Below are 13128 nucleotides of genomic sequence, written 5' to 3' on the forward strand. Positions count from 1 at the left end.
TGCCCGCCGGCCGGACCGCCGGTCTCGTCCGGAGCGGACGTGTATGGGTGTCACGTTGATGACAACTTCCGGCAGATGATTCTTGCCCGACCGGGGCGACGCGTAGGCTGCGCAGCGTGGCGAGCGCGTCGGTAGAGATCATCGGCGGCGCCGCCGCCGGCGCATCGACTACTCATGGTGAGATCGAGGCCACCGGATGAGACTGACCGTCCTCGGCTGCGCGGGCAGCTTCCCGGGGCCCGAATCCCCCTGTTCGGCCTATCTCATGGAAGCAGACGGCTTCCGGCTTCTGATCGACTTCGGGGTGGGGTCGCTCTCCACGCTCCAGCGTTACGTCGGGCTGCACGCCCCCGACGCCATCCTCCTCACCCACCTGCACTGCGACCACATGTTCGACGCCGTGTCCTACGTCGTGGTACGCCGGTACGCGCCGGACGGCCCGTACCCGCCCCTGCCGATGTACGCCCCGTCCGGCGCGCCCGACCGGTTGGCCGCCGCGTACGGGCAGGAGGAGGGCTCGGTCGAGGACGTCTACCAGTTCTACGGCCTCCAGCCGGGCACGTTCCCGATCGGCCCGTTCTCCGTCACCGTCGACCGGATGAACCACCCGGTGGAGACGTACGGGGTGCGGCTGGAGCACGGCGGCCGGGTGTTCTGCTACTCCGCCGACACCGCGCCCTGCGAGGCGCTGCTACGCCTGGCCCAGGACGCCGACGTGTTCCTCTGCGAGGCGAGCTACATGGACGGCGTGGAGAACCCGCCGGATCTGCACCTGACCGGCCGGGAGGCCGGTGAGGCGGCCACCAAGGCGGGCGTGGGACGGCTCCTGCTCACCCATCTCGTACCGGCCTGGGGCAGCGAGTCGCAGACCGTGGAGGCGGCGGCCGGGGCGTACGCCGGGCCGCTGGACGTGGTCCGGCCCGGCGCCTGCTACGAGGTCTGAGCCCGGCGGCGGCCCTGTCGTCGGCGGGCACCCGCGGGCGGTGCGATCACCGCACCGCATAGGGTGCAGGCATGGCGCGACCTGACGGGCGGCGGCCCGACCAACTCCGACCGGTGACCCTGACCCGGGGCTGGAGCACCCACCCGGAGGGCTCGGTGCTCGTCGAGTTCGGCGCGACCCGGGTCCTCTGCACGGCGAGCGTCACCGAGGGCGTGCCCCGCTGGCGCAAGGGCTCCGGGCTGGGCTGGGTGACCGCCGAGTACGCGATGCTGCCCCGCGCCACGAACACCCGTTCGGACCGGGAGAGCGTCCGCGGCAAGGTCGGCGGGCGCACGCACGAGATCTCCCGGCTGATCGGCCGCAGCCTGCGCGCCTGCGTCGACCTGAAGGCGCTCGGCGAGAACTCGATCGTGCTGGACTGCGACGTGCTCCAGGCCGACGGCGGCACCCGTACCGCCGCGATCACCGGCGCGTACGTCGCGCTTCACGACGCGGTCACCTGGCTGGCCGAGCGCAAGGCGCTGGCCGGCAAGGTGGAGAAGGTGATGCACCGCTCGGTGGCCGCGGTGAGCGTCGGGGTGATCGGCGGCGAGGCGATGCTCGACCTCTGCTACGCCGAGGACGTCACCGCCGAGGTCGACATGAACGTGGTCTGCACCGGCACCGGCGACTTCGTCGAGGTGCAGGGCACCGGTGAGGCGGGCGTCTTCGCCCGCGACCAGCTCGACGCGCTGCTCGACCTGGGCGTGGCGGGTTGTCTGGAACTGGCCGACGCGCAGCGGAAGGCGCTCTCGTCATGAACAAGGTCCTGCTCGCCACGCGGAACCGGAAGAAGCTCGTCGAGCTCCAGCGGATCCTGGACGGCGCGCTCGGCGCGCACCGGATCGCCCTGCTCGGGCTCGACGACGTCGAGGAGTACCCGGAGCTGCCGGAGACCGGCCTCACGTTCGGCGAGAACGCGCTGATCAAGGCGCGGGAGGGCTGCCGGCGTACCGGCCTGCCGACCATCGCTGATGACTCCGGGCTGGCGGTGGACGCGCTCAACGGCATGCCGGGTGTGTTCAGCGCCCGCTGGTCCGGCCGGCACGGCGACGACCACGCCAACCTCCAGCTCGTGCTGGACCAGGTCGCCGACGTGCCGGACGAGCACCGGGGCGCCGCATTCGTCTGCACCGTCGCGCTGGTGCTGCCCGGCGGCAAGGAGCACCTGGTCGACGGCCGCCAGTCCGGCCGGCTGCTGCGCGCGCCGCGCGGCGACGGCGGCTTCGGCTACGACCCGATCTTCCTGGGCGACGGGCAGGAGCGCACCAACGCGGAGCTGACGCCCGAGGAGAAGGACGCGGTCAGCCACCGCGGCAAGGCGCTGCGGGAACTGGCCAAGCTGGTCGCGAAGGTGCTCCCGCCCGCCGCCTGAGATCAGCCGAGCGGGCCGATCTCCCGCTCGATCGCCGCGCGCAACTCCGGGCCGCGTACCACGTCCCGCGCGGCCTCCATCAGCGGCGCGAGGAACACGTCCGGTCCCGGCTCGCCGATGGTGCCGCCGAGCGCGTCGAGCGCCGCCCGCCCGGCCGGTGACGGGGTCAGCGGCGCGCGGAGCTGGAGCCCGCGTACGGCCGCCAGCAGCTCCACCGCGAGCAGGCTGGTCAGGTTGTCCAGCACCGTGCGCAGCTTCTTGGTGGCCGCCCAGCCCATCGAGACGTGGTCCTCCTGCATGCCGCTGGTCGGCAGCGAGTCGATCGAGGCGGGCGCGGCGAGCCGGCGGTTCTCCGCCACGATCCCGGCGGCGGTGTACTGGGCGATCATGAGCCCGGAGTTCACCCCGGCGTCGGGGGACAGGAACGCGGGCAGCTCCCGGGAACGGGTGACGTCCAGCAGGCGGTCCACCCGCCGCTCGGCGATCGCGCCCACCTCGGCGGCGGCGATGGCCAGGTAGTCGGCGGCGAAGCCGAGCGGCGCGCCGTGGAAGTTGCCTGTCGACTCGACCCGCCCGTCCGGCAGCACCACCGGGTTGTCCACCACCGACAGCAGTTCCCGTCCCGCGACCACCTCGACGAAGTCGAGCGTGTCCCGGGCCGCGCCGGCGACCTGCGGGGCGCAGCGCATCGAGTACGCGTCCTGCACCGCGTGCGCCAGGTCGTCGCGGTGCGAGTCCATCACCGCCGAGCCCTGCAACAGCCGGTGGATGTTCGCCGCCGAGGCGGCCTGCCCGGGGTGCGGGCGGATCGCGTGCAGCTCGGGCAGGAACGGCCGCTCCGAGCCGAGCATCGCCTCGATGGCGAGCGCCGCCGTCACGTCCGCCATGGCGAACAGGTGCCGCGCGTCGGAGACGGCGAGCAGCAGCATGCCGAGCATGCCGTCGGTGCCGTTGATGAGCGCCAGCCCTTCCTTGGCCGCGAGCGACACCGGCTTGAGCCCGACCCGGCGCAGCGCGTCGGCGGCCGGGATGCGGTCACCGGCCGGGCCGAGCACCCAGCCCTCGCCGAGCAGCACCAGCGCGCAGTGCGCCAGCGGCGCCAGGTCGCCTGATGCGCCGAGCGAGCCGTGCTCCGGCACCCACGGGGTGACCTCGTGGTTGAGCAGGTCCACGAGCGCCTCGGCGACCAGCGGGCGGACACCGGAACGGCCGAGCGCCAGCGAGCGGACCCGCAGCAGCATCATGGCGCGTACCACCTCGCGCGGCATCGGCGCGCCCACCCCGGCGGCGTGCGAGCGGATCAGCGCGTGCTGAAGCTCGGCCCGCCGCTCCGGGGCGACGAACGTGTTGGCGAGGGCGCCGAAGCCGGTGGAGACGCCGTACACCGGCCGGCCGGCCGCCTCGATCCGGTCCACGATGGACCGCGAGGTCGCCATCGCCTCGGTGGCGGCCGGGTCGAGCACGACCTTTGCGGTGCCGCGGGCCACCGCGAGCACGTCGGCGGGGGTGACCCCGGTGGACAGGATGGTCACGGTGGTCATCGCGGCACTCCGTTGTGCAGAACCTGGCGGATCAGTGGCACCCCCGGCCGGTAGGCCAGGTGCAGGTGGGACGGGGCGTCGAGGACGATCAGGTCGGCCCGCGCCCCGGGGGTCAGCCGCCCCACGTCGGTGCGGCGCAGCGCCGCCGCCCCGCCGGCGGTCGCGGCCCACACCGCCTCCGCCGGGGTCATCCGCATCTCGCGTACGGCGAGCGCGACGCAGAACGGCATCGACGACGTGTACGACGAGCCGGGGTTGCAGTCGGTGGCGAGCGCGACAGTCACGCCCGCGTCGAGCAGCCGCCGGGCGTCCGGATAGGGCGACCGGGTGGAGAACTCGGCGCCCGGCAGCAGCGTGGCGACCGTCGCCGAGCCGGCCAGCGCGTCGATGTCGGCGTCGGTCAGGTGGGTGCAGTGGTCGACGCTGGCCGCGCCCATCTCCACGCCGAGCCGTACGCCCGGCCCGGGGCCGAGCTGGTTCGCGTGCAGCCGTACGCCCAGACCGGCGGCCTGCCCGCAGGCGAGGATCGCCCGCGCGTGGTCGGCGTCGAACGCGCCCCGCTCGCAGAACACGTCGATCCAGCGGGCGTACGGCGCGGCGGCGGCGAGCATCGGCCCGCAGACCAGGCCCACGTAGTCGTCCGGCCGGTCGGCGTACTCGGCGGGGACGACGTGCGCGCCGAGGAACGTGGTGTCGCCTGTGAACTCGGCGGCGATCCGCAGCGAGCGGGCCTCGTCGGCGACGTTCAGGCCGTACCCGCTCTTGATCTCGACGGTGGTGGTGCCCTGCCGCAGCATCTCGGCGCGCAGCCGGCCCACAGTGGCGCGCAGGTCGTCGTCGGAGGCCGCGCGGGTGGCGCCCACAGTGGTCCTGATGCCGCCGCCGGTGTAGGGCTCGCCGGCCATCCGGGCGGCGAACTCGCCGGCCCGGTCCCCGGCGAAGACCAGGTGGGCGTGACTGTCCACGAAGCCGGGCAGCACCGCCGCGCCACCGGCGTCGATCCGCCGGTCGGCGGCGGGCGCGTGCCGGGCCGGACCGGTCCAGGCCACCTCGCCGTCCTCGATCAACAGTGCGGCGTCGCGCCGGATGCCCAGCGGGTCGCCGTCGCGGCCGTCGTTCGTGACCAGCTCGCCGATGTGGTCCACGAGCAGGCTGCCGCGCGTCACGAGTCGTCCTTCGCGGTCACCGCCGCGATCGCGTCCCGCAGCTCGGTGGGCACGTCCACGGTGAGGTGCCGGCCGCCGTCCACCACGGGGCGGCCGTCGACCACGACGCTCGTCACGTCGGCGGCGGTGGCGGCGAAGAACGCGCCGACCGGCGGCACCCCGGCGGTGCGGGCGCTGTCCAGCCGTACCGTGACCAGGTCCGCCCGCTGCCCGACGGCGAGCCGGCCGGCGTCGCCCCAGCCCAGCGCGGCGTGCCCGCCGACGGTGGCGGCGCCGACCAGCTCGGCCGGCGTGAAGTGCCCCCGCCGCCGGGTACGCAGCCGCTCGTCCATCTCCAGCGCGCGGGCCTCCTCGAACAGGTCCACCACGGCTTGGCTGTCGCTGCCCAGGCTCAGCGGGCTGCCCGCGTCGGCCATCCGGCGTACCGGGCCGACCCCGTCGGCCAGGTCGCGTTCGGTGGTGGGGCAGACGCAGACCCGGGTACGGCTGTCGCCGAGCAGCGTCACGTCGGCGGCGGTCGGGTGGGTGGCGTGCACGGCTGTGGTGTGCGGGCCGAGCACGCCGTGGTCGGCCAGCAGCCGCGTCGGGGTGCACCCGTGCACCGCCCGGCAGGCGTCGTTCTCGGCCGGCTGCTCGGACAGGTGCACGTGCAGCGGCAGCCCGTTGCGGTCGGCCCAGCCGGCCACCGTGGCGAGCTGATCGGCCGGGACCGCGCGCACCGAGTGGATGGCCGCGCCGAGCCGGACGTGGTCGTCGGCCGGGCGGAACGCGTCCACCCGCGCCGCCCAGCGCAGCGCGTCACCGTCGCCGAACCGGCGTTGCGGCCCGGCCAGCGGCGCGCCGTCCACGCCCCCGGCCAGGTACGCGGTGTCCAGCAGCGTGAGCCGGATCCCGGCGTGCGCGGCGGCCTCCACGAGCGCGGCGGACATGGCGTTCGGGTCGTCGTACGGGGTGCCGCCGGGACCGTGGTGCAGGTAGTGGAACTCGCCCACGCAGGTGATTCCGGACAGCGCCATCTCGGCGTACACGGCGCGGGCCAGCGCCAGGTAGGTGTCCGGGTCGAGCCGGATCGCGACGGCGTACATCAGGCTGCGCCAGGACCAGAAGTCGCCGCGCCCGTCGTGGGTGCGCCCGCGCAGCGCCCGGTGGAACGCGTGCGAGTGCGCGTTCGCCAGGCCGGGCAGCGTCAGCCCGGGCAACCGGACCGCGTCGGCGAGCACCTCCACCCCGGCGGTCGGCGGACCGTCCACGGTCAGCGGGGTGACAGCGGTGAGCCGCCCGTCGGTCGCCTCGATCAGCACGTCCCGGGTGGGCTCGGCGCGGTCGGGCAGCCAGGCGTACTCGGCCAGCCAGCGGGTCAGCGGCATGCCAGCTCCTCCAGCACCCGGGCCAGGGCGGCCACCCCGGCGGCGCAGTCGGCGTCGGTGGCCGCCTCGGCGGGGGAGTGCGACACCCCGGTCGGGTTGCGCACGAACAGCATCGCGGTGGGCAGGTGCGCCGCCAGCACGCCCGCGTCGTGCCCGGCGCCGGTGGGCAGCACCGGCGCGCCGAGCAGCGCGGCCAGCCGGTCGGCCAGCCCCCTGTCGAACGCGACGAGCGGGGTCGCCGACTCCTGCGTGCAGGTCAGCGTGGTGCCGTCGCGGCCGGCCCGGTCGGCGGCCTTGGTGCGTACCGCCTCGACCAGACCGTACAGCGTCTCCGCCTCGGCCGCCCGCGCGTCGAGCCAGCCGGTGACCCGGGACGGGATCGCGTTCGTGGCGTTCGGCTCGACCGACACCCGGCCCACTGTGGCATGCGCGTCGCGCAGCCGGGCCTCCTTGTTCGCCGCGAGCACGGTGAACGCGTAGGTGAGCATCGGGTCGCGGCGGTCGGCCATCCGGGTCGTACCCGCGTGGTTGCCCTCGCCGGTGAAGTCGAACCTCCACCGGCCGTGCGGCCAGATCGCGGACGCCACCGCGACCGGCGCGTCCAGGTCGACCAGCGCGCGGCCCTGCTCGACGTGCAGCTCCACGAAGGCCGCGAAGCGGCCGAGCAGCGCCGGGTCGGCGCCCGCCGGCCGCTCGCCCAGCGCCTGCGCGAAGGTCGTCCCGGCCTGGTCGCGCAGCCCGGCCGCGCGGTCGACGTCGATCTCGCCGGTGAGCAGGCGCGATCCCAGGCAGGGTACGCCGAACCGCGCGCCCTCCTCCTCCACGAACGCGGCCACCACCACCGGCCGGTCCGGGGTGACGCCCGCGGCCCGCAGCTCGTCCACGGCGAGGAACGCGCTCACGATGCCGAGCGGCCCGTCGTACGCGCCGCCGTGCGGCACCGAGTCGAAGTGGCTGCCGGTGAGCACCGCGTCCCCGGCCACCGGGTCGCCCCACCAGGCGAACAGGTTGCCGTTGCCGTCCTGCGACACCGGCATGCCCCGCCGGTCGGCCTGCTCCCGGAACCAGGCGCGCAGCCGCAGCTCCGGCTCGGTCAGCGCGTACCGCAGGTAGCCGCCGCTGCCGGCGTCCCGCCCGACCGGCGCGATCTCGTCCCACAGCTGGCGGAACCGGGCCGCCAGGTCGGTCACAGGTCTCCCTCGGTCATGGGGACGCGCACGCCGGTGCGCTCGGCGACCTCGCGCGCGTCGTCGTAGCCGGCGTCGACGTGCCTGATGACGCCCATCGCCGGGTCGTTTGTGAGCACCCGCTCGATCTTCTGCCCGGCCAGCGCGGTGCCGTCGGCCACGCAGACCTGGCCGGCGTGGATGGACCGGCCGATGCCGACGCCGCCGCCGTGGTGGATGGACACCCAGGACGCACCGCTCGCGGTGTTGACGAGCGCGTTCAGCAGCGGCCAGTCGGCGATCGCGTCGGAGCCGTCGGCCATCGCCTCGGTCTCCCGGTAGGGGCTGGCGACGCTGCCGCAGTCCAGGTGGTCCCGGCCGATCACCACCGGGGCGCTCAGCTCGCCGGAGGCGACCATCTCGTTGAACCGCACCCCGGCGCGTTCGCGCTCGCCGTAGCCGAGCCAGCAGATCCGCGCCGGCAGGCCCTGGAACGCGACCCGCTCGCCGGCCATCCGGATCCACCGGGCGAGGGACTCGTTCTCCGGGAACAGGTCGAGGATGGCCCGGTCGGTGGCGGCGATGTCCTTCGGGTCGCCGGAGAGCGCGGCCCAGCGGAACGGGCCCTTGCCCTCGCAGAACAACGGCCTGATGTACGCGGGCACGAACCCGGGGAAGTCGAACGCCCGCTCGTATCCGCCGAGCTTGGCCTCGCCCCGGATCGAGTTGCCGTAGTCGAAGACCTCGGCGCCCACGTCCAGGAAGCCGACCATCGCCTCCACGTGCTTCGCCATCGACGCCCGGGCCCGGTCGGTGAACTCGGCCGGCTTGGCCGCCGCGTAGTCCCGCGCGTCGCCGAGGTCCACGCCTTCCGGCACGTACGACAGCGGGTCGTGCGCGCTCGTCTGGTCGGTCACGATGTCGATCGCTACCCCGCGCGCCAGCAGCTCGGGGAAGACGGTGGCGGCGTTGCCGACCACCCCGACGCTCAGGGCCCGCCGGTCCCGCTTCGCGGCGAGCGCCCGCTCGACCGCGTCGTCGAGCGAGTCGGCGATCTCGTCGAGGTAGCGGTCGTGCGCCCGCCGCTCCAGCCGGGTCCGGTCCACGTCCACGATCAGGCAGACGCCGCCGTTCATGGTGACCGCCAGCGGCTGCGCACCGCCCATGCCGCCGCAGCCGGCGGTGAGCGTCAGCGTGCCGGCGAGCGTGCCGCCGAAGCGCTTGGCGGCGACAGCGGCGAACGTCTCGTACGTGCCCTGGAGGATGCCCTGGGTGCCGATGTAGATCCAGGAACCGGCGGTCATCTGCCCGTACATGGTCAGGCCCAGCGACTCCAGGCGGCGGAACTCCGGCCAGGTGGCCCAGTCGCCGACCAGGTTGGAGTTGGCCAGCAGTACGCGCGGCGCCCACTCGTGGGTGCGCATCACCCCGACCGGGCGGCCCGACTGCACGAGCATCGTCTCGTCGTCGCGCAGCTCGGTCAGCGTGCGCACGAGCGCGTGGTACGACGGCCAGTCCCGGGCCGCCTTGCCGGTGCCGCCGTAGACCACCAGGTCCTCGGGGCGCTCGGCGACCTCCGGGTCGAGATTGTTCATCAGCATCCGCAGGGCGGCCTCCTGTGGCCACCCCTTCGCGGTGCGTGCGGTGCCGCGGGCGGCGCGGACGGGCTGGTGCATCTCGTACTCCTCTCAGCCGAGGAACAACTGGCGGCGGGCGGCGGACGACTCGAACGCCTCGAGCCGGTTCTGGGTCTCGGCCGGCGCGGCGTCGCAGATTGCCTGGAGCACCACCATGGCCAGCGTCATCGGGGCGGTGTGCAGGTCGAAGACCAGGTCGGCGCCGACGGCGGCGGGCAGGACCACCTCGGCGTGCTCGGTGGCCGGGCTCACCGGTGAGTCGGTGATCGCCACGACGGTCAGCCCGGCGTCCCGGGCCTCGCGCAGCGCGTCCAGGGTCTCCCGGGGGTAGCGGGGCAGCACGAACGCGAGCATCGCCGTCGCGCCGGCCGCGACCGCCTGGTCCAGCCGGTCGACGAGCATGCTGCCGCCGTCGTCGAGCACCCGCACGTCCGGGTGCACCTTGGCGGCGAAGTACGCGAAGTACGCGGCGAGCGGCGCGGCGGCGCGCAGCCCGAGCACGGGCAGCGGACGGCTGGCCGCGAGCAGCTTCCCCACCTCGGCGACCCGCTCGGCGTCGGCGAGCTGCGCGGCGAGCCGGTCGAGATTGTCCCGCTCGGCGTGCACCGCCCGTTGCAGGGCGTTGCCGGCGGCCGGTTCGGCCGACCCGGTGACAGTCAGTTCCCGCAGGCGGCGGCGCAGCGCGGGGTAGCCGTCGTGCCCGAGCGCCATGGCGAACCGGGTCACCGACGGCTGGCTGACACCCGCCAGCTCGGCTACCTCGGCGGCGGACAGGTACGCCGCCGCGCCCGCGTGCCGCACCAGACAGTGGGCGATGCGGCGCTGGGTCGGGGTGAGCCGTACGCCGTGGAAGAGGTCGAGCAGGCGGTCGGGGGCGGCCGCACTGCCTTCATTCACGCCGCGACTCTATGCATGAAAACTTTCAGAGCGCAAGAGTGGCCCGACCGCAGGGAGATCCGGTGAGCGTGCTCTCTGTACTATCCGCACGGCGGGTGAGCAGAGGAGTGGGGCATGCAGCCGGAAGGTCCGTACAGGTTCACCGAGGTGCTGGGCGAGTGCCAGGTCGGCAGGGCCTGGGCCGCGCTCGACGGGCAGGACCGCGCGCTCACCGTGGCGGTCCTGGACGGCGCCGCCGCCGGTGACCAGCGCTGGCGTGAGGCGTTCACGAACGCGGCGAACGTGCTGGCCCAGACGCCCGGCGGCCACCGGTACGTGAACTCCGACTTCGCCGCCGGTCAGCCCTGGGTGGCGTATCCGTCCGACGAGGACGGCGCTGCCGAGCGGCTGTTCCGCAGCCTGGGCATGGACTACCAGCGCACCGCCACCGGCGAGATGCTCCCGCCGCCCCCGCCGGTGTCCGCGCCACCGCAGCAGGTCTCGTCGCCGCCGCAGCTGCCGTGGAGTCCGCAGCCGTGGGCGATGACGCCGCAGCAGCCGGTCTCCGGCGCGCCCGTCTCGTCCGGCGCGCCCGTGTCACCCGGTGTGCCGGTGTCGCCGGGCATGCCGGTGCCGGCGATCCCGGCCCAGGCCACCGCCCCGGATCCGCTCGTGCCGACCGGCGGTCCCCGGATCGCACCGGTCGCCCGCCCGCCGAAGAGCCGTACCGGACTGTGGATCGGGGGTCTGGTCATGGCGGCCGTGCTGGCCGGCGGCGCCGGTCTGCTGGCCGGGCGGTCGCTCGCCGACGGCGGCGAACCGTCCACTCCGACTGCCAGCGCATCCCCGGCGCTCTACGAGGCCACCCAGCAGTCGCTGAACAAGGCGAAGTTCGACGCCACGCTCATGCCGATCGCCGAGCCGTGGCTCGACGGCGTGGGCGGCTGCGCGATCAACACCGAGAAGAGCGGCCCCGGGCTCGCCGACGGCGAGAAGCAGCACGTCTTCTGCCGCTACCTGGGCGTGTCGCTGCACTTCGCCGAGTACGAGTCGGCCGAGAAGAAGGAGGCGGCGCGCGCCTTCCGCCAGCAGATGGGCATCATCGGCCGGGCGCTCGCGCCGGGCATGCGGGAGGCCGGTCCGGCCACCGGCGGCGTCAGCGGGGCGCAGGGCAGCTACGTCGAGTACGCCGGCAACGGCCAGGACGGCCGCCCGGTCTGCGGCATCTGGTGGGGCCGCGACGACAACACCAGCGCCATCTACATGGAGACGCCGTGCGGTGCCGGGCTGGGCGGCAACTGGGACGCGCTGCGCGACCTCTGGCAGCGGCACAGTTAACGGACAGCCGCGCCGTTCGGCGGCGGCACCAGGCAGACGTCGCTGCCCTTGGTGACGCCCGCGGCCAGGTCGAAGCGGACCACGCGTGCCCCGCCGAACTGCCGCTCGGTCACCGCCACGCCGCTGCCGCCGAGCCGGACGATGACGTCCCGGTTGGCCCCGTCGGCCCAGTCGGTGGCCTGGAACAGCCAGACCCGGGCCCGTCCGGGCAACAGCGTGGACACGGTGCGCCCGGGGCAGCCGCCGGGGCCGGCCGCTACCACGTAGGCGTCCGCCGCCGGGCCGTACCAGGCCTGCGCGTTCCACGACACGGTGGTGGCCAGCACCAGGTCACCCGGGCGGCGTTTGTCGTCCAGGTAGCCCAGCGCGCCCCGGTAGTCGACAGCGTTGGCGCCGCCGCCCTGGGCGAAGGCCCGCGCCGGATGGACAGTCGCCACCACGGCGGTCGCCAGTTGCGGAACGGCGAGCGCGAGCACCAGCACCACGCCGACCACCCACCGGATCCGGGCGGGCAGGCCGGCCCGCATCGGCGGCGGCGCGACGGCGAGCGCGGCGAGCAGCAGGCAGGCGGGCACCGCGTAGAGCGCCAGCCGGCCGTTGAACGGGTAGACCGACACGGCCGCGCCGGCCAGCCCGGCCGCCAGCGGCGTGAGCAGCACCAGCACCGCCACCGTGGACAGCCGGCGCAGCCCGGCGGCCGTGCCCAGCACCAGCAGCGGTACGACGACCCACGCCGACCAGGCCACGAACGGCACCGTGGCGAGACTCCGGTACGTGGCCGCGAGCCATTCCACGGTGGCGGCCAGGTCGGTGAGCGGGTGCGCCGGGTAGATCGACTTCGCCCGCCAGTACGCGGCGAGTTGCGGATCGGCGAGCCCCGGCGCCAGGAACAGCACGTACACCACGAGTGCGACCACGCCCCAGGCCGGCGCCGGGGCGAGGAACCGGCCGACCTCCCGCCACCTGCTCGCCCACTGCCGATCGGTGCGGGACAGCGCGTACCCGCCGAGCAGCACGCCGAGCGCGGCGGTGACCGGAATGGACAACGTGCTGACGAACGCCGTGACCGCCGCCGCCGACCAGAACACCGCCGACCCGGCCCAGGTGACGCCGTCCCGGACGAGCAGCAGCGCCAGCCCGACCACGAGCGTGACGCCGAACGCCTCGGCGCTGTACTGCTTGAGCTCGTTGGAGTAGCCGATCAGGAACGGCGCGACGGCGATCAGCAGCAGCGCCGCCAGCGCGGCGAGCGGCGGCAGGAGCCGCCGGCCGAGCCAGGCCACGAGCGGCAGCAGCGCCAGCCCGAACAGCAGTGGCACCAGCCGCAGCGCCCGCTCACCGTCGCCGAACTGCTCGTACGCGAACCGTTCCAGCCACAGCCAGCCGGGCGGCGCGGACTGGCTGAACGCCAGCGGCCGCAACAGGTCCAGGTAGCCGCGTTCCCGGATGTTGTGCGCCACGTACAGCTCGTCGCTCCAGAAGCTGCGCGCGTACGCCCACTGCCGGATCCGCAGCACGGCGCCCAGCGCGACCAGCAGGCCCGCGACGGACCAGTACGGGGAGCGGCTCAGCCGGTCCCACGCGACGGCGGCGTACGCCACCGGCGTGCCCGGCCGCGACGGCGCCGGTGTCGCGGGCGCCATCGAGGGGGAGAAGGCCGGGCGTGTCACGGACACGGCG

The 13128-nt window shown here is 74.6% G+C and carries 11 protein-coding genes; 4 read left to right on the forward strand and 7 right to left on the reverse strand.

The features are described from left to right. Positions 1 to 196 precede the first annotated feature (196 nt). From IRY44_RS06420 to rdgB, 3 genes are all read left to right on the forward strand, one after another. Positions 197 to 943, forward strand: coding sequence for an MBL fold metallo-hydrolase (locus tag IRY44_RS06420; protein WP_187691215.1), 747 nt, complete (start codon positions 197 to 199; stop codon positions 941 to 943). 71 nt (positions 944 to 1014) lie between these two features. Next, the gene (gene rph / locus IRY44_RS06425; protein WP_194799545.1) at positions 1015 to 1743 is read left to right on the forward strand and encodes a ribonuclease PH; all 729 of its coding nucleotides are present in this window, start codon (positions 1015 to 1017) and stop codon (positions 1741 to 1743) included. Further along, positions 1740 to 2357 (forward strand): RdgB/HAM1 family non-canonical purine NTP pyrophosphatase, encoded by a 618-nt coding sequence (rdgB, locus tag IRY44_RS06430; protein ID WP_120571409.1) that lies wholly within the window; start codon positions 1740 to 1742, stop codon positions 2355 to 2357. Before rph ends, rdgB begins: the two co-directional genes overlap by 4 nt. 2 nt (positions 2358 to 2359) lie before the next feature. On the opposite strand, the gene hutH is transcribed toward rdgB, so the two are convergent. Genes hutH through IRY44_RS06460 form a run of 6 tightly spaced genes read right to left on the reverse strand, consistent with a single transcriptional unit; the run spans position 2360 to position 10131 of the window. Further along, on the reverse strand, positions 2360 to 3898 hold the full coding sequence (hutH, locus tag IRY44_RS06435; RefSeq protein ID WP_194799546.1) for a histidine ammonia-lyase: 1539 nt from the start codon (positions 3896 to 3898) through the stop codon (positions 2360 to 2362). After that, positions 3895 to 5064 carry an imidazolonepropionase gene (gene hutI, locus IRY44_RS06440; protein WP_194799547.1) on the reverse strand — a complete coding sequence of 390 codons (1170 nt, stop codon included), beginning with the start codon at positions 5062 to 5064 and terminating at the stop codon, positions 3895 to 3897. Before hutI ends, hutH begins: the two co-directional genes overlap by 4 nt. Next, positions 5061 to 6425 carry a formimidoylglutamate deiminase gene (locus tag IRY44_RS06445; protein ID WP_194799828.1) on the reverse strand — a complete coding sequence of 455 codons (1365 nt, stop codon included), beginning with the start codon at positions 6423 to 6425 and terminating at the stop codon, positions 5061 to 5063. The genes hutI and IRY44_RS06445 overlap by 4 nt, the downstream gene beginning before the upstream one ends. After that, a complete protein-coding gene (locus tag IRY44_RS06450) occupies positions 6422 to 7621 on the reverse strand; it encodes an allantoate amidohydrolase (protein WP_269696227.1) in 1200 nt (399 codons plus the stop codon). Before IRY44_RS06450 ends, IRY44_RS06445 begins: the two co-directional genes overlap by 4 nt. Continuing rightward, positions 7618 to 9273, reverse strand: a complete 1656-nt coding sequence (gene hutU / locus IRY44_RS06455) for a urocanate hydratase (protein ID WP_194799548.1) — start codon at positions 9271 to 9273, stop codon at positions 7618 to 7620. The genes IRY44_RS06450 and hutU overlap by 4 nt, the downstream gene beginning before the upstream one ends. Positions 9274 to 9285: 12 nt before the next feature. Next, on the reverse strand, positions 9286 to 10131 hold the full coding sequence (locus tag IRY44_RS06460; RefSeq protein ID WP_194799549.1) for a MurR/RpiR family transcriptional regulator: 846 nt from the start codon (positions 10129 to 10131) through the stop codon (positions 9286 to 9288). Positions 10132 to 10245: 114 nt separating this feature from the next. On the opposite strand from IRY44_RS06460, the gene IRY44_RS06465 reads away from it, so the two are divergent. Then, positions 10246 to 11448, forward strand: a complete 1203-nt coding sequence (locus tag IRY44_RS06465; RefSeq protein WP_194799550.1) for a hypothetical protein — start codon at positions 10246 to 10248, stop codon at positions 11446 to 11448. Here the strand turns inward: IRY44_RS06465 and IRY44_RS06470 are convergent. Further along, positions 11445 to 13124 carry a glycosyltransferase family 39 protein gene (locus tag IRY44_RS06470; protein WP_370584868.1) on the reverse strand — a complete coding sequence of 560 codons (1680 nt, stop codon included), beginning with the start codon at positions 13122 to 13124 and terminating at the stop codon, positions 11445 to 11447. The genes IRY44_RS06465 and IRY44_RS06470 overlap by 4 nt on opposite strands. Positions 13125 to 13128 lie beyond the last annotated feature (4 nt).

The sequence above is a fragment of the Micromonospora sp. ANENR4 genome (assembly GCF_015354395.1).
GTDB lineage: Bacteria > Actinomycetota > Actinomycetes > Mycobacteriales > Micromonosporaceae > Micromonospora > Micromonospora aurantiaca.